This window comes from Nocardia pneumoniae NBRC 100136 (assembly GCF_000308755.1).
Classification (GTDB): Bacteria; Actinomycetota; Actinomycetes; order Mycobacteriales; family Mycobacteriaceae; genus Nocardia; species Nocardia pneumoniae.
In genome coordinates this window covers 70,692-84,969 of the sequence record NZ_BAGF01000027.1, presented here as the reverse complement: position 1 = coordinate 84,969, position 14,278 = coordinate 70,692, and the positions used below count along the sequence as shown (strand labels likewise).

21 protein-coding genes are annotated in these 14,278 nt (G+C 68.0%); 2 read left to right on the top strand and 19 right to left on the bottom strand.

Annotated elements, in window-relative coordinates:
- Positions 1 to 853: 853 nt before the first annotated feature.
- The 18 genes from ON34_RS07745 to ON34_RS07665 are packed head-to-tail and all read right to left on the bottom strand — an operon-like array spanning position 854 to position 12,336.
- The gene (locus tag ON34_RS07745; RefSeq protein ID WP_040776069.1) at positions 854 to 1,036 is read right to left on the bottom strand and encodes a hypothetical protein; all 183 of its coding nucleotides are present in this window, start codon (positions 1,034 to 1,036) and stop codon (positions 854 to 856) included.
- Entirely contained in the window at positions 1,033 to 1,824 is a 792-nt protein-coding gene (locus ON34_RS07740) for a hypothetical protein (RefSeq protein WP_051022249.1), read from the bottom strand. The genes ON34_RS07745 and ON34_RS07740 overlap by 4 nt, the downstream gene beginning before the upstream one ends.
- The gene (locus ON34_RS34390; protein ID WP_051022248.1) at positions 1,824 to 2,741 is read right to left on the bottom strand and encodes a DUF2637 domain-containing protein; all 918 of its coding nucleotides are present in this window, start codon (positions 2,739 to 2,741) and stop codon (positions 1,824 to 1,826) included. Before ON34_RS34390 ends, ON34_RS07740 begins: the two co-directional genes overlap by 1 nt.
- Before the next feature lie 3 nt (positions 2,742 to 2,744).
- Positions 2,745 to 3,152, bottom strand: coding sequence for a hypothetical protein (locus ON34_RS07730; protein ID WP_040776065.1), 408 nt, complete (start codon positions 3,150 to 3,152; stop codon positions 2,745 to 2,747).
- 29 nt (positions 3,153 to 3,181) lie between these two features.
- Positions 3,182 to 4,219: a toprim domain-containing protein gene (locus tag ON34_RS33400; RefSeq protein WP_051022247.1), complete on the bottom strand. Its 1,038-nt coding sequence runs from the start codon at positions 4,217 to 4,219 to the stop codon at positions 3,182 to 3,184.
- 2 nt (positions 4,220 to 4,221) lie between these two features.
- On the bottom strand, positions 4,222 to 4,563 hold the full coding sequence (locus ON34_RS07720; RefSeq protein WP_169333850.1) for a hypothetical protein: 342 nt from the start codon (positions 4,561 to 4,563) through the stop codon (positions 4,222 to 4,224).
- A complete protein-coding gene (locus ON34_RS07715; protein WP_040776062.1) occupies positions 4,560 to 4,979 on the bottom strand; it encodes a hypothetical protein in 420 nt (139 codons plus the stop codon). The genes ON34_RS07720 and ON34_RS07715 overlap by 4 nt, the downstream gene beginning before the upstream one ends.
- On the bottom strand, positions 4,979 to 6,490 hold the full coding sequence (locus ON34_RS07710) for a GumC domain-containing protein (RefSeq protein ID WP_040776061.1): 1,512 nt from the start codon (positions 6,488 to 6,490) through the stop codon (positions 4,979 to 4,981). Before ON34_RS07710 ends, ON34_RS07715 begins: the two co-directional genes overlap by 1 nt.
- Before the next feature lie 38 nt (positions 6,491 to 6,528).
- Entirely contained in the window at positions 6,529 to 6,894 is a 366-nt protein-coding gene (locus ON34_RS07705; RefSeq protein WP_157172203.1) for a hypothetical protein, read from the bottom strand.
- A 23-nt stretch (positions 6,895 to 6,917) separates the two neighbouring features.
- Positions 6,918 to 7,541 (bottom strand): hypothetical protein, encoded by a 624-nt coding sequence (locus ON34_RS07700; protein ID WP_040776057.1) that lies wholly within the window; start codon positions 7,539 to 7,541, stop codon positions 6,918 to 6,920.
- Between the two features lie 11 nt (positions 7,542 to 7,552).
- Positions 7,553 to 9,577 (bottom strand): type IV secretory system conjugative DNA transfer family protein, encoded by a 2,025-nt coding sequence (locus ON34_RS07695; RefSeq protein WP_157172202.1) that lies wholly within the window; start codon positions 9,575 to 9,577, stop codon positions 7,553 to 7,555.
- On the bottom strand, positions 9,574 to 10,635 hold the full coding sequence (locus ON34_RS07690) for a hypothetical protein (protein ID WP_040776054.1): 1,062 nt from the start codon (positions 10,633 to 10,635) through the stop codon (positions 9,574 to 9,576). Before ON34_RS07690 ends, ON34_RS07695 begins: the two co-directional genes overlap by 4 nt.
- Positions 10,632 to 11,042 (bottom strand): RRQRL motif-containing zinc-binding protein, encoded by a 411-nt coding sequence (locus ON34_RS07685; protein ID WP_051022246.1) that lies wholly within the window; start codon positions 11,040 to 11,042, stop codon positions 10,632 to 10,634. The genes ON34_RS07690 and ON34_RS07685 overlap by 4 nt, the downstream gene beginning before the upstream one ends.
- A complete protein-coding gene (locus ON34_RS07680; RefSeq protein WP_040776052.1) occupies positions 11,039 to 11,371 on the bottom strand; it encodes a hypothetical protein in 333 nt (110 codons plus the stop codon). Before ON34_RS07680 ends, ON34_RS07685 begins: the two co-directional genes overlap by 4 nt.
- On the bottom strand, positions 11,368 to 11,709 hold the full coding sequence (locus ON34_RS07675) for a hypothetical protein (protein WP_040776050.1): 342 nt from the start codon (positions 11,707 to 11,709) through the stop codon (positions 11,368 to 11,370). Before ON34_RS07675 ends, ON34_RS07680 begins: the two co-directional genes overlap by 4 nt.
- Positions 11,706 to 11,855, bottom strand: a complete 150-nt coding sequence (locus ON34_RS35830) for a hypothetical protein (protein ID WP_157172201.1) — start codon at positions 11,853 to 11,855, stop codon at positions 11,706 to 11,708. The genes ON34_RS07675 and ON34_RS35830 overlap by 4 nt, the downstream gene beginning before the upstream one ends.
- Complete coding sequence (locus tag ON34_RS07670; protein WP_051022245.1) at positions 11,855 to 12,127, bottom strand: hypothetical protein; 273 nt, start codon at positions 12,125 to 12,127, stop codon at positions 11,855 to 11,857. The genes ON34_RS35830 and ON34_RS07670 overlap by 1 nt, the downstream gene beginning before the upstream one ends.
- Positions 12,124 to 12,336, bottom strand: coding sequence for a helix-turn-helix domain-containing protein (locus tag ON34_RS07665; RefSeq protein WP_040776049.1), 213 nt, complete (start codon positions 12,334 to 12,336; stop codon positions 12,124 to 12,126). Before ON34_RS07665 ends, ON34_RS07670 begins: the two co-directional genes overlap by 4 nt.
- 150 nt (positions 12,337 to 12,486) lie before the next feature.
- On the opposite strand from ON34_RS07665, the gene ON34_RS07660 reads away from it, so the two are divergent.
- Both ON34_RS07660 and ON34_RS07655 read left to right on the top strand, forming a co-directional pair.
- Positions 12,487 to 13,227 carry a helix-turn-helix domain-containing protein gene (locus ON34_RS07660; protein ID WP_040776047.1) on the top strand — a complete coding sequence of 247 codons (741 nt, stop codon included), beginning with the start codon at positions 12,487 to 12,489 and terminating at the stop codon, positions 13,225 to 13,227.
- Between the two features lie 6 nt (positions 13,228 to 13,233).
- A complete protein-coding gene (locus ON34_RS07655) occupies positions 13,234 to 13,704 on the top strand; it encodes an NUDIX hydrolase (protein WP_040776046.1) in 471 nt (156 codons plus the stop codon).
- Here ON34_RS07655 and ON34_RS07650 read toward each other — a convergent pair.
- Positions 13,695 to 14,252: an HD domain-containing protein gene (locus ON34_RS07650; protein ID WP_040776044.1), complete on the bottom strand. Its 558-nt coding sequence runs from the start codon at positions 14,250 to 14,252 to the stop codon at positions 13,695 to 13,697. The two genes, ON34_RS07655 and ON34_RS07650, sit on opposite strands and share 10 nt — an antisense overlap.
- Positions 14,253 to 14,278 lie beyond the last annotated feature (26 nt).

Sequence of the window (14,278 nt, the reverse complement as noted above, 5' to 3'; positions counted from 1 at the left end):
CTATCGCAGAAGGGCATCCAGGGAACCCGCAGTAGTGGCCCGAGGTCAAGAAGAGTTGCTTCAGCGTGAGATCTGAGTAGTTCCTCGCCATCGAAACTCCCCTCCGCTGCGGTGAACCCCATGCCTTGTGATAGCGCGGTACGACGCGGCGAGCGCGTAGACGGGCTCGCCGCGTCCATCATTGCATGCACTGTAAGCAATGAGCGTCGGAACCGACGGCGTGGCTCGTGCGGGCTATAGGCGTGGCTCTGTCAGCACTGGCCGTTGTCGGCGGCGGGTGAATCAGCGTGACGTTGACATCATGGGAGTCGCGGGGGTCTCGTCGGTACTGCTGGTGACTCCATCCCCTTCTTGTGGTCCCTACCCGAAACCGCTGCTCGGCCCGCACGACTCGACTACCGCACTGAGCGCGTCCTGGCGCGCGAACACGCCACCGCAGGTGGCGTAGCTCTAGACGTAACCTCCGCACCTGACGCAACCACCCACCTAACCCTACCTTTGTGGTCCCTTCCTTCCGGTCCTTCCCATCCCAAATGTTTGGTGTTGGCTCCCTCCCCACCCGGCCGACACTCTCTATGAACAGCGAAGCCATAGAGAGTGTCGGCCGGGTGGGGAGGGAGACGGCGCCAAACACCCCAGCTCACGGCGATTTTTACGTCGAGGTGCCGGGACAGTGCCGGGACTTGGTATGTCCCGTCAATATCCCGGCGAAGTCCCGTCAATGTCCCGGCAAGTACGGGGGTCCGGACATAGCCGAAGGCCCGTCAGGCGGGCTGACGGGCCTTCGGCTCTTCAGGTGCGATTCGAGCGAGTCCGGGGTTGTATGCGGTTGTCGATGCTGCTTCTCGGCTGGCTACGGACCACCGTTGCGGATGCTGACGGCGATTTCGCCGTAGGCGCGGACGCCGAATCCGCTGCGGTTCGGATAGGTCCGATCGCCGAACCAGATGTCGAATCCAGCCGCGGCCAGCATCACTTGCACCGCGGCGATAGCGTCAGCGTCGCCCGTCATGCGGAGCTTGATCACACTCGTCACTGCTCTTCTCCTGCTGATCCGAAAGTGTCGGTGCATCCACACGCACCCCAGTCGTCGACGTCGAACAGATCTGGTTGCTGCTCGATCCGTTGTCGAAATACCGTCAAGGGCAGGGGTTTCGATGTGCCGTCGGTGCGATCACGCAGGATTGCCACGTCCTTGCCGAGCACGGTGCGCGTGGTGTTCTCCTCGTTTTCCCACTCCAGGTAACGTTGGCGGTCGACCGTCAGGAGAAGCCGCCATTGGGCTTGCCCGCCGCGGACGCAGCCGCCGCCGCAGTTGGCGTGGTGGAACCCGAGCCGGTACAGCCGCGGGGGCTCGATCCCGCGGCGGCGGAACACCTCCAGCAGCTCCGGCTTTGGCGTATAGGGCGGGTCCAGCAGTGGTGAGCGGATCACCCACGGCCGCCACGGCGCGATAGACCGCTGGTGACGCTCAGGTTCGGTCCAGTCGAACCCGAGGTACACGATGGTTGCGGCCGGATCGAAGTGCTCATCCATGTACCGGCGCAGCAGCTCACGCTTCAACACCCGCGAGCACACCGCGAGCCTGTTGTTCGGCACACACCGAAGATCGCGACCGACCTGCATCGGTGTGCGCCCGTCACTGATGCGCACCCACTGGCAACCCAAGCGGTCGGCTACCTCGCGACCGAACCGCCAGTTGTCGGCGTCTTCGGCCATCGTGTCTGCCGTCAGCAGTATCACCTGGTCAGGGCCGTACTGTTCGACGACCCGCCACGCAACTTCGGCTGATCCGGCGCCCGTGGAGAACTGCACCACATGCATCAGTCCAGTCCTTCCGGGGTGACCGCCCGCGCAGCGATCAGTGTCCGCGTCACCGCGGACTTGCTGACCTTGAACCGGTCGGCGATCTGCGCATGAGACCAGCCTTCCTGATGGCGCAGGCGCAAAATCGCGGTCACGGTGTCGGGGTCGCGACGTCCGGACGGGTCGGCGCTGCATACCTGCTCGGCGACCACCGCCCATCGGTCGACCTCCGCACCGGGCGCCGGTGCGTGATGCGTGGGCGCTTCGATCGCGGTCTGTTCGGCGGTGCGCAGCTCCGGGGGCGCCTGTTGCGCGGTCAGTTCGGTCGAGGTCGACCGGGTTTCGGTGTGGACCTCGCGCACCGAGACGGTGCGTACCGGTTCCGGCCGCTGCGCTGGCTCCGGCTCGGTGCGCACCGCCGGTTCGGTGCTGGTGTGGTCGGTGCGTGCGAGCACCAGCAGGGCGACGGTGGCCTGTCCGATGGCGCCGTCGATGATGAGCGGGAACAGCCATGCCAGGTGTTCGCTCATCCCGACCTGAATCGACAGCTCGCGCAGGGCGTCGAACGACAGCCGGAATGCGCCGACCGCGATGGCGGCGGTAAGTGCGACAACAGCCCAGTAGGCCAGGCGTGCCTTGTTCTGGGCGCGCACGAGCAGCCCGACACCGTGGGTTGCTGCCAACAACGCGATCGGCGGGAAACTGGCGACGAACGCCGCGACCGGCTGCTTGCCGTCCGGTGCGTTGATCCATGCGTGAACGAGGTTGCCCGCGATCGACATCGCCGCGACCAAGAGCAATTCGCCCCAGAAGAACCGGATCGCCGAGACCTGCTCGCGGGTCCGTGCACCGGCCTGTGCATCGTCTGGTGCGCTGCGGTGCGCAGCAGGATCGCTGCTGCGCACGACGTCCGCACCGGAGCTGAGTCCGGTCACGGCTCACGCACCCTTGCTCGCGGCGGCCGGGGTGTAGACGGCGGTGAACAGCCGCGCCCGCGGGTACTCGGGGTCGGGTCCGGTGTAGGTGACCGACAGGGTCGCACCGATCTCGAAGTCCTCGCTGCCTGCGTTCTCCAGTGCCAGCCCGATGGCCTGTTCCATGCGCCAGGACACGTACAGGTTGCGCGGTCCGGCGCCGGTGTCGAGGGTTACGACGGTCTGCATGACCGGCTGGCCGTTCTCGTCGAGTTCGACCTCACCGGGCGCCCCGCCGAACTTCAGCTTGGGTTCCTCGACGGCGGCGACGATGCGGCCGTAGACGGTGGTGCCGGGCTTGCTGGTCTTGGTGAACGCCGACGCGGGGCGTGCGGCACGGCGGAAACGCTGTCCGAAGGTGTTGGTGCTCATGATGGATGGGGTCCTTCCTGTTGTGGTGTTCAGCGGGTGCGGGTCCGGTCGGGCTGGCCGCGGCTGGTCGTGGTGGGGTGCAGGTCGTGGATGCTGCGCGGGGATCGGGGCCGGTCGAGGTAGGCGACCGGTTCCAGTTCGTCGAGGTCGTGCCCGGCGTCGAGGTGGTCGCAGAGGTCCTTGCCGTCGCGGGCCTGCAACACCCGGACTTCGCCGACGCGGTCGGCGAGGGATTCGGCGACCTGGGCGGCGTGGCGGTAGCCGGGCCGGTCGCGGTCGGCGACCACGATCACCCGGCCAGCGCCACGCAGCCAGCGCGCGTGGTCGTTGGTCCACTTCCCCGCGCCCATCGCGTTGCACGTCGCGAGCTGCCCGGCCTGGCGGGCTCGCTGCACGTCCTTCTCGCCCTCGCACACGTACAACTCGCGTCCGGTGTCGAGCGCTTCGCGCACGTCGGCGAGCTGCCACGGCAGCGGCGCGAAACCGGTGTTGACCCACTCGGTTCCGGTCCAGCGCCGTTGGTAGAAGCTCTTGGCGTGCCCGTGCTCGTGCGGGGTGTGCAGCCGCACCACCGCGCCCTCGACACGACCATTCGGCCACCGGTAGACGTAGGTGTCGACCGCCTCGGGCTCCCCGATCTGGGCACCCAAGTCCCGCTTGGCGGGCAGCGGGAACCGAGCCGCGAGAATGGCTTTCTCGACCGGCGAGGCGACGCTGACCGGGCGGGCGGGCCGCCCGCCGGCCGCGTACGGCCGACGGACGGAACCCTGCTGGTTGGTGCGCTCGGGCAGCCGGTCCCACAGGTCGCGCACCCGTAACCCGATGCGGTCGAGCACTTCTTGGTCGTCGCAGCGTGCCCAGCAGCGGACCATCGTTTTGCCCTGCCGGGGGTCGTAGCGGACCCCGAGGCTGGGGTTGTGGTGGTGGCCGTCGCCCTCGTGGACCGGGCACAGGTAGTTCGTCCACTGTTGCGGCTCCCGCGGCCACTTGGCCGGACCCACCCGGCGAATCAACGCGGCGGTGACGACCTCGTAGGAACGTCCTTGCTGCGAAGCCTGTTCGGTCATCGTCACCGCCCCCGCTCGATCTCCGGCCGTTGAGCGGCGGTGAGGATGCGGGCCTGCTCGATACTGCGCCGCTGCACCCCGTCCAACGAATCGACGCCCGGCAAGGACAACATCCGCCGCACGGAACTGGGCGAGCGCGACCACAAGTCGTGCACGTCCTTCAGGTACTTCCACTCCCCCGGATGCGGCCCATTGCGCCACCCCTGGTCGATAGCTTCTTGCTGGGCGTACAGGCTGTGAATCTCCGACTCACTGGCGCCCGGCCGGTCCCGCAGCCGCGACAGCCGGTCAACTTCAGCGAACGCTTCGCGCATCGCTTCCTCGTGCTCGATGTGCATGCTCACCGCCCCCGCCCGACCTGTCCGCGGCCCGCTCGGGGGGTTGACTGCTGGGAGGTGGCGCGGTCGATGTAGCGGCGGGCGGCGTCGCGGACTTTCTCGCTGTCTCGACCGGCCAGTTGCCCGGCCTGGCGCAGACTGCGGTTCTGGAGGTCGGTGACCCCATCGCCGCCGCTGTGGTCGATGTTGTCGAGGAACCGGAACATGGTGTCCGGCGCCTGCCGCCAGTCCTCGTAGGCGTCGGTCAGGTAGCTCCAGTGCTCGGCGTGCGGCCCTTCGCCCCACCGCTGATCTGTCTCGCGGCGCTGCGCGGTGATGCGGTCCAGCTCGGCATCGGTAGTGCCCGGCTGGTACATGTCCTCACCCAGCTGGGTGTAGCGGGCGAACTCGGCGCGCATAGCTTCCTCGTGCTCGCGTTCCATCACCGGCTCCGCTCGATGCCGTTGCGGCCGTCGCCGTTCCGGTCCGGCCGTGGCCAGGACTGGGTGTCCGGACCGGCCTGCTCGCGGCCGGTTCCGGTGAGGTCGTGCAGGTAGCTGGCGCGCTTGCCCACCGGGCCGGTGTCGCCCGACTGCCGCCCCGGCTCCGCGGTCGGCGCCGCGCCGTTGCCGGTGCCGGTGCTGCGCTGGCGGTTGCCGTAGCGCTCGTGTTCGGGCGTGGACTGCACGAGTTTGCGCACCGCTTCGTCGCGTTCCTGTTTGAACTGGTCACGCTCGGCGGTGAGCTGCTCGACACCCGGACGGTCCCGCAACTCGCCGATCTCGGCAGCCAGGCGCAGATTACGGTTCTTCAGCGCCTCGATGTGTCCCTCGGCGGAGTCGAGTTTGCGGCGGATCTCGTCGCGGTCGGCGGTGACCGAGTCCAGGCCACGTTGCAGCGTCCCGACCCGGTTTTCCAGCCGGTCCCGGTCGGCGGCCATGTCGTTCAACTGGCGCTCCACCTGCGCCAGCCGGTCGACGCCGGCGGTGTCGGGTGGGCGTTCGCGGTCGGTGTTCTCGCGCTGCCGGGCGGCATGTTCGGCCTGCTCGTGGTGAACCTGTCCGGACAGCGTCCGCTCCCGCAGCACGGCCTCCCGGTCGGCGAGCTGCCCGGCGACGCTCTCGGGGCGACCGTAGTCGACGTACTGCTTCGCGGCGTTGAGGGTGTCGCGGGTCTCGACCGCCAGAGTGGTGCCGTCCGACCACGACGTGCCGCTGATGTTGCGCTGCAACCAGCTGGTGGCGCTGTGCTCGGTGGCGAACGAGCGGGATTCGGTCAGCTTCCCGCCATCAGGATCGGTCCACGTCATTTGCGCGGTGTAGCGGTGGCGATGGTCTTGGGCGGCGTCGATACGTGCGAGCAGCGACTCCTCGGCGTTGGCGCGGCGCGCGGCGTCCAGGCTTTGCTGCCAGTCCTGCTCATGCTCCACCTCGGCGCGCTGGCGGGCGTTGACCGTCTCACGAGCGACGTGGGCGCGGTAGCGCAGTGCATCGATGCCGCGGACCTTGTGCGCTTTGGCGAAGAGGTTGCCGACCCGGAAATGCGGGAAGATCGTCGCCGAGTCCAACCCGTCGAGGGCTATGCCCTGCTCGGTGCGGGTCAGGTGCGCGTTGCCGATGAAGCCGCGGGCCAAGCGGTTGCGGTGCTCGGCCAGCGCGTGAGCGTCGCGGGCGCGCCGGTCATGGTCCACGCGGGGGTCGTTCGCGCGGGCGGCGACCGTTTGGACGTGTACGCGGTAGCGGTCGATCGCCTGGCTGGTCCAGGTCAGCTGATGCTTGCGCATCACCTCGGCCTCGCGGCGCTGCTCGCGCAGCGTCCGGCTGATCTGCTTGCGGATCTTGCGGCGCTCCAGGAAGTTGCGGGCCTGGGCGTGCAGGCGGGTCAGTTCCGGCAGCGATCGCGCGAACTTGCGGGCCTCGGCGATCATCTCGTCTTCCGGGCTACGGTCGGTCATTGCGGTGGATTCCTCTCAGTGGTGGGTGTTTTCGGTGTTCATCGGGTGCGCTCGACGCGGTTGCGTCGGCGGTCGAGTTCGTCGGCAGCGGCGTCGGTGAGCTTGAGGCGGGTCGCGTACCGGCCGCGGGCGCGAGACAGCCAGATGTCGGCGGCGTCCAACTTCTCGTCGGCCATCGCCAGCGCGGTTTCCGCGCCGAGGGCGGCGTCGGCGGGGTCGAGCGGGTCGCCGAGGTTGTCGACCGCCAACGCGTCGGGGTGGCGGCGCAGGGCGGCGTACTCGCGCCGGATCTCGCTGATCTCGCGGCGCAGCTGGAAAAGCCGGTCGTCGACGCTGTGCAGGCGCTCGTACAGATCAACCGGCGCGGTGCGGATCGGGTCGTCGGGGGTTCGGTTGGTGCTCAACGGTTTTCCTTCCTTGTGGTTGGTCACTGGGCGGGGGTGGTCGTGGTGGGGAGGTTGGTCTCGTGCTGGGCGCGGGCGCGGTCGATGCGCTCGACCAGGGCTCGCAGCAGCCCGACGAGGGCGGTCGCGACGGCGGCGACGGCGTGGCTGATACCGGCGGTGACGGTGCTGATGGCCTGCGGCAGGGGCGGGCGGTGGGCGGCGTTCCACCACAGGTAGGCCACCCACGCGCCGCCGTAGACGGCCAGCGGACCGACCACCAGCGGCCCCTCACCCCACCCGGCGGTCACGGCTGCGCCGACCACAACGGCGGACCCTGCCGCGGTGCGCCGCGCGGTCTGCGCGCGTGACCGCGCCGGGACCGGCGCCACCGCGTCGGCGGCCTGCTCGGCGGGCTCGTCGTCGAGGTCGGGCACGACGGTCAGCGCGGCCCGGCGCACCGGCTTGGTGTCGGCGGCGGGTCGTTCGGTCTGCGCGGGGGTTGCGGTTGGGGCGGTGTCGAGGTCGGCGATGCCAGCCAGCCAGTCCTCGACTTCGTCGGCGAACAACTCACCCGCGATCGCGGGATCGGTCGGAGTCGCAGCAGGGTCGGGCCGCCGCTGGCCCTCGTTGTCGTCGTTGTCGTCGTGAGGTCGGATGATGCGCATGGGGTTGCCTTTCAATCGGTTTCGGAGAAATGGGAGGGCCAGGCGGTCGCGTCGGCGGTGACGGTCTCGGCCTCGGGTTCGGCGCTGGTGGTGCCGGGCAGGGGGCGCACGGTGGCGGGGTCGACGGGCACGACGTGCCCGAATTGGGCGCGGCCGGCCTTGGCGTAGACGAATTGGCCGGTGTCGAACTGGCGGACGCGGTCGGGGTCGACCAGCCACTTCTCACCGACCGACACCTGACCTTCGTCGCCGGTGCGCTGGCCCTTGATCAGGTGCCGCGATGGCAGCATGTGCCGGACCGACCCGAAGTGCTTGCACAGTTCTCCGGCGTTCTCGACGTAGCCGAGCAGCACCCCGCCCGCACAGGACTTCAAGATCCGGTCGAGCGCCCACTGATCCCCGGCGACACCCTCGGGGCTCTGGGCGGCGAACAGCACGCTCACGCCTTGGGAGCGGCCTCGCTCGCACACCTCTTCCAGCCCGATCGAGCCCTGGCCGGTGGTGAGTGCGCTCAGCTCGTCGATGATCAGGGTGACGCTGCGGCGCTGGTCCTTGGCGGTGCGGGCGGCGCGCTGCATCAGCATCCGCAGGATGGCGGCGACCTGGGCGCGGGCGGCGTCCTTGTCCAGGCCGGGCACGGTCACATACAGCACGTCGAGGTCGTCGAGGTCGACGCCGCCGTCGAACACCATCCGCCCGTCCTCACCCTGGAGGCTGTCGAACAGGTTGGATGCCTTGATCAGCATGTCGGCGAGCTGGTCGACCTTCTCCGACTGGAGGGCTTCGACCATCCGCTTCACGTCCGGAGCGTTGCCCCACAGATCCAGCAGAGTCTCGGGATTCAGGCGCTGCAGGAACTCTCGGCTCGACCGGGGTGGCCCGGCCGGAGCGTCGACGACGAGCGAGACGATGCGGCGGCGCAGCTCGTCGAAGTGCTGGCCCTCGGAGGTCGACGCCTGTCCGGCGTTGAGCATGTCGCCGAGTACGGCGCGCTGGTCGCGGGCGCGCATTGCCCACACGTTCAGGCGGGCGCCGTGGGGAACCTCGGCGATGCGGTCGGCGGCGATACCGCGGCGCTGGGCGATCTCGCGCAACTCGTGGCCTAAGACCTTGTCGTCGTTGCCGCCCTTGCAGGACACGACCACCAGCAGCGGGCGTGGGTGCTTGCCGCGCATGCCCGGCACGTCCTTCCACCGCTGCCAGGCGTTCCACTCGTATTCGAGCATCCCGATCGCGTACCGCTTGAGCAGCTCCGTCTTGCCCGTCCCGGTCGTGCCGAACGCGGCCATCTGGCGGCGCGCTTCCTTGTGCGGCACCACCATCCACGCCTGATGCCGCGCGGTCAGCTCCGACCACACACCGAGAGGTTTCGCCGAACGCCGGTCCGCCAGCGGTCCCAGCACGATCCCGTCCGTTGTGGTGAACGGGGCACCGACCGACCGCGCGGCGCGGGCGGCCCCGGCGAACTGCCGTGCCGCGAGCGCCGCCTGCACCCGCTCGGTGCGGCCCAGGTTCTTCAACCCGACGGTGTTGGTCTTGTGCACGAACGACGCCCACCAGTACGTCGCCGCCAGCGCGGCCACCGGGGCACCGAGCAGGACCATCGTGCGCAGCCCGCCCATGTCGCCGTCGGCGACCCGTGCCGCACCCGACCACAACAGGGAAGCCGGGGTGATCCACGATCCGCCGGCCATCGCCGACGCCGCGGGCAGCAGCAGCGACCCGATCGCGAAGTTGCGCAACCGGTGCGGCGCAAACGGCCAGCGCGCCGCGACGGCCACGATCATGACCAGCATCGCCACGATCACGACACCGCACACCGTCGCTGTCGAGGCCGCGTCACCGACCGCGGACAAGTCCAGCGTCGGCAGATCCCAGCCTTCGACGTGGCGGATCGGCGGCGCCTGCGGCACCAGCGGGCCGCTACCGGCACCCGGCTCCACTGGCGGCGCGGGCGGCTGGCCGGTCGTGGGGGCTTGCGCGCTGCCGGTTGGGTCGCAGTCCTGGGGAGTGATGATCGGCTGGCAGTTGCTCATGATGCTTCCTGCTGGGAGAGATGAATGAGGTTGCGGCGCCGACGATTCGGGCTCGCCGCCTTGCTGGACTCGCGCAACTGCGCGTACTTCTTGAGCCACGCGGCCCATTCCGCGTCGAAATCGCTGACCACCAGATGCAGTTCCAGCCGTCCGAACTCCTGGTCTGGCAGCCGATCGGAAGCGGCGTTGACGTTGTCGCGGACCGCTCGGGACCGGCACAGGTAGAGCACGCCGACCATCGGTTCGACGTCGCTGTCACGGGCGGCGCGGATCGCGCCCCGCAACGCGATGTCCATGTGTTCCGGCTGCTTCTTGGACAGCTCGACCTCCAGCGCCCACCAACCGTGGACACCCTCCCGAACACCGAGAAACCGCCCGTCGTGGATATGGGTGCGGCCCAGACGGGGCTCGCGGCCAGTCGACACCGGCACCGGGGTGTTCGACCGCGGTCCGCCCTCGGCAGACTGCACACGATGGCGCAGCACCCGCTCCGACACCCACAGCTGCGGATCGGAACCGACCAACATCACCCGCGCCTGCGCCACCGCCCGGTAGTGCTCGGCCAGCGCCAACCGCGGACGCCAATCACTGGGCCGCCAACCCAAGAAGCGAGCCGCGGTCACGCGGGTGGGCACCACCCACTTCTCACCCGCCTGAACCTCTTCGGGCTCGTACACGTCGCCGTCGCGGACGAGGTCGGCGACCAGCGCGTACACGTGGTTGCGCTCCATCCCCAGGAACCAGCCCAACGTGTCCCGCTGCATCCCATTCATCTCCGACAACGCCGCCAACACCGACGTCTTCCGCGTTGTCGACCGCTGCGGCCGGTCAGGGATCAGAGCCTGAACGGTGGTGCGAGGCAGGCCAACTCGACGCCCGATCTCGGCCTGACTGAGCCCGCGACCGTGCAACCGCGTGACCTCCCCGAGCGTCACCTCCACCCGACGGGCACGGATGCCCAGGGTGCGGGCGATCTTCTGGTAGCCCATTCCCGAGGCGCGCAACGCGGTGATGGACTCGTCGAGATCCGCCCCGTGACTCTCCTTGTTGGGGTTCATCGGGTTCGCTCCCTTCCCTGCCGCGAGCCGCGGCTGTGACCGGCCGCGCGGCGACGCTCGGCGATGTCGGCGCGGGCCTGCGCGATGAACTCGCGCATCTCCGTCGCATCCACCCCTCGCCGCTCCGCGGCCATCGCCGAGCGCGTCCACCGCGCCAGCTGCAATGCCTCCAGCTGCGCCTCACTCGAAACTCGCTTCGGCACCGCCGATTCCGCGTCGTACAAGTGCGCCTTCAACGGCCCCCGCGACCCACCCCGAGCCCGCAGCACCTGCGCCTCGTACTCACCACCAGGGCTCTTGCCCTCACGGGCGAGCTGGCGACGGGTCCGCAAATGCTGCGGCGCCAAACCCCACGGCCACGTCGGCAGACCGAACCGCTTGCCATCCGGATCGTGAAACCGGCTCATCGCGAACGCTCGATCCCGCGGGAGCGCCCCCGCCGCGGATGGTCCCAGTCAGCTGTGATCTCGGCGCGGATCTTCGCCGCCGTCGCCGGATCGTGGCGGTAGTCGAGTACTCGGTTCCACACCGCGGCCCACTCGGCGTGCACCTGCGTGCCGGTGTCCCCCGCGTGCCGCATCCTCGACATCTCGAACTCGTTGTCGCAGTAGTCCTTCGTCTCCGATGCGTCACCAGCGGCGAACGCCATGTCGACCAACACCCCGTGAACGAGGTCCAACCGGGCTTCCTCCGCCTCCAACTCGGCACGCTCGCGGCGACGGTCCGGCGCGCTCACCGCGCCACCCCCTCGCGCAATTGCGACCGCGGCACACACGACCCCGCTGGCTCCGCCGGAACCCCCGCGTCGAGCGGGCGGCAGATGTTCGGCGACGGCACATAGTCCTGCTGATCGATCCACGCCGCGGTGCACCCGCCCATCCCGATGAGCAGCAGCACACCGAACGCGGCCAGCCGCACCATCGGCGGCAACAACCCCAACGGGGCGAACACCGCACTGGTCCCGGTGAACTCCGGACCAGCCATCGAATGCAACGGGTTGTGACCACCACGGCGGTCGAAATGCGTGACCGTGTAGCCCTGAACAGGCGGGTCCTGCCGCCACGGCGCGCTCATCGCCGGACCTTCCAGCGCCTCGACGACCGCCAGAACGCGATCGCGCCCAGCAGCATCACCGTGAAACCGACAACCTCAGGCGCCGTCAGCACGAGGTAGCCGACCGCGGTAGCGGCGACCGCAAGAATGAACGTCCGCGCCCGCATCAGAACTCACCGCCCTTGCGGCTACGACCGCGACGGCGGCGGACCTGCGCAGACTTCAACGCGAGCCGCGTGTAATGAGCCTTCCGAGCCTGATCAGCGCGGTAGGCCCGCTCCTCCGGGCTCAACAGCCCATCCGGGTCGACAATGCGGTCGAACTTGCTTGCCATCGCCGCCCGCGCCTTCGCAGTGCGCGCCGCGCGATCGGAAGTCTTCGCCCAGGACTCGTGCGCCGCGATCCGCGCCTGCAATGTCCGCTCGACCGGGGTGCTCATGCCACACCGCCGTTGATGACGGTCGCGGCGGGCCGAATCAGCGCCAGCAGCTCGTCACGCTCGACCCGCAGCAAGCGTCCGTTCACCCTGAAGCCGTTGAGATCACCGGCCGCGATCCAGTTTCGAATCGTCTTCGTGTCGACGTCGACGAGCGCCGCCGCGGTCTTGAGGCTGATCAGATTCCGGGCCTCAGTAGAAGCCTTGTCCATCAATGCCCGCTCCTTCTAAAAGTGGGAAATGCGTTGCAGTTCCCCACTTTTCGCGGAAACTTCGGGCGTAAGCACCGCATAGGTGGACTTGTCCAGACGTCTCAGGTACCGTTGAAGAAGTCCCTAGACGTCCCTGATATTGGAGGCGAAATGGCGAACGAACGCCTTCGCAATGCGATGCAGCAGGCTGGCCTCGACATCCCGGACGTCGCGGACAAGGCCGGTGTGGAGCCGAAGACCGTCGAACGGTGGATCACGAAGGGCCGCGTGCCCTACCCGAAGCACCGGCATGCCGTCGCCGCGCTAGTCGGAGAAACCGAGAACTACTTGTGGCCGGACGCTCTCGCGCCAGAACGGAAGGTCGAGGTTGCACAATCAGAAGTCCTGACGGTCTACCCACACCGCAGTGCAATTCCAAGCGACCTGTGGAAGCGGCTGCTGTCGAGCACCAGCGAACAACTCGACGTCCTCGTGCTCGCGGGCTTGTTCCTTGCCGAGGAGCCCGAATTCACACGAACCCTGCGCAAGAAGACACGCGACGGACTGAAGGTTCGACTGCTGTTCGGTCGCCCGACTGCGGCCGAAGCCGACAAGCGGAGCGCCGAGGAACGTCTGGCGGCAGGCACCGTGCCCTCGCGTATCAACAACGCACTCGCGCTGATCGAGCCGCTGGCCGAGATCGACGGCGTCGAACTTCGATACCACGACACGACGCTCTACAACTCGGTGTTCCGATTCGACAACGAGATGATTGTCAACATGCACGTCTACGGGCTGCCGGGTGCGCATGCCCCAGCGCTTCATCTGCGCCAGCTGCCCGCTGGCGACATGTTCGAGACGTATATGACCAGCTTCGAGCACGTATGGTCGAACGCGACCCCCGAAAGGTGATCGTTCATGGCCCGGACCGACTATTTTCACGACCCCGACGCGCCCACGCCGAACAGTCTCAAGGTCGCCGTCAGTGCTCTTGTGCGCGATTCCGACGGCAGAATCCTGATGATCCACCGCACCGACAACGATCACTATTCGATCCCTGGAGGCGGGCTGGAGGCGGGCGAAACGGTCACGCAGGCGGTCATGCGAGAAGTCAAAGAAGAAACCGGGATCGAAGTTCGGGTAACCGACCTCATCGGAATATTCTCGAATCCAGACCACGTCATTGCGTACGACGACGGTGAAGTGCGCCAAGAGTTCTCCATCTGCTTCCGCGCCGACCCAGTTGGCGGCGAACTCCGAACCAGTTCGGAGTCGAAGGAAGTCAGATGGGTTGCGCCGAGCGATGTTTCATCTCTGGACGTCCATCCCTCGATTGCGCTTCGGATAGATCGGGGCCTGAATCCCTCAGCAGGGCCGTATTACACGTGAGAGCCAATGGAGTCTGACCAATCACGCAGTAGCTTCTCGGTATGGTTGGCTGCTTCGATCAGCTCGGGTGCCGCCTCAGCCAACGACCTGGATACGACATGGTCCGGGCCGTACCGCTCACGGACCTCGGCAATGCGACTGAGCACATCTGTCGTCTCACCGGTTGGGGTCGTCGTCATATCCGCCCACCACAGCGCGTCACGCAGTGCTGTCTGCTCGTCCGGCCAGTCGATCTCTATTTTGCGGTAATTCGCCTCAACACGAGCACACGAATGGTGGGCGACGAGAGCGCACAGGCGCTCCGGCACACCCTCACGCCGCAGAAATTCGGCACCATCAACCGGGTGGAATCCAGTCCTACGGATCGATGGTGCGTAGCCGATGTCGTGCAGCCACGCGGCAGCCAGCAAGAGGTCGGAATCGTCAACAACGTCGACGGCCTGCTGAGCACGCCGAGCGACGCCTTGGACGTGCCGCCACCGCCGAGACATCCCGACGAGGTTGTCCTGCGCCAGCTGTGCAGCCCACGCAACGAAGTCATCGGTCATACAGGCAACCGTAACGCCGTGCCTAA

What these genes read in the sequence shown, in the direction of transcription:
- ON34_RS07690 (WP_040776054.1), bottom strand. Translation starts at nt 10,635, where the DNA reads ATGAACCCCAACAAGGAGAGTCACGGGGCGGATCTCGACGAGTCCATC.
- ON34_RS07695 (WP_157172202.1), bottom strand. Translation starts at nt 9,577, where the DNA reads ATGAGCAACTGCCAGCCGATCATCACTCCCCAGGACTGCGACCCAACC.
- ON34_RS07710 (WP_040776061.1), bottom strand. Translation starts at nt 6,490, where the DNA reads ATGACCGACCGTAGCCCGGAAGACGAGATGATCGCCGAGGCCCGCAAG.
- ON34_RS07650 (WP_040776044.1), bottom strand. Translation starts at nt 14,252, where the DNA reads ATGACCGATGACTTCGTTGCGTGGGCTGCACAGCTGGCGCAGGACAAC.
- ON34_RS07670 (WP_051022245.1), bottom strand. Translation starts at nt 12,127, where the DNA reads ATGAGCACCCCGGTCGAGCGGACATTGCAGGCGCGGATCGCGGCGCAC.
- ON34_RS07675 (WP_040776050.1), bottom strand. Translation starts at nt 11,709, where the DNA reads ATGAGCGCGCCGTGGCGGCAGGACCCGCCTGTTCAGGGCTACACGGTC.
- ON34_RS35830 (WP_157172201.1), bottom strand. Translation starts at nt 11,855, where the DNA reads ATGCGGGCGCGGACGTTCATTCTTGCGGTCGCCGCTACCGCGGTCGGC.
- ON34_RS07685 (WP_051022246.1), bottom strand. Translation starts at nt 11,042, where the DNA reads ATGAGCCGGTTTCACGATCCGGATGGCAAGCGGTTCGGTCTGCCGACG.
- ON34_RS33400 (WP_051022247.1), bottom strand. Translation starts at nt 4,219, where the DNA reads ATGACCGAACAGGCTTCGCAGCAAGGACGTTCCTACGAGGTCGTCACC.
- ON34_RS07730 (WP_040776065.1), bottom strand. Translation starts at nt 3,152, where the DNA reads ATGAGCACCAACACCTTCGGACAGCGTTTCCGCCGTGCCGCACGCCCC.
- ON34_RS07655 (WP_040776046.1), top strand. Translation starts at nt 13,234, where the DNA reads ATGGCCCGGACCGACTATTTTCACGACCCCGACGCGCCCACGCCGAAC.
- ON34_RS07665 (WP_040776049.1), bottom strand. Translation starts at nt 12,336, where the DNA reads ATGGACAAGGCTTCTACTGAGGCCCGGAATCTGATCAGCCTCAAGACC.
- ON34_RS07660 (WP_040776047.1), top strand. Translation starts at nt 12,487, where the DNA reads ATGGCGAACGAACGCCTTCGCAATGCGATGCAGCAGGCTGGCCTCGAC.
- ON34_RS07715 (WP_040776062.1), bottom strand. Translation starts at nt 4,979, where the DNA reads ATGGAACGCGAGCACGAGGAAGCTATGCGCGCCGAGTTCGCCCGCTAC.
- ON34_RS07700 (WP_040776057.1), bottom strand. Translation starts at nt 7,541, where the DNA reads ATGCGCATCATCCGACCTCACGACGACAACGACGACAACGAGGGCCAG.
- ON34_RS07740 (WP_051022249.1), bottom strand. Translation starts at nt 1,824, where the DNA reads ATGCATGTGGTGCAGTTCTCCACGGGCGCCGGATCAGCCGAAGTTGCG.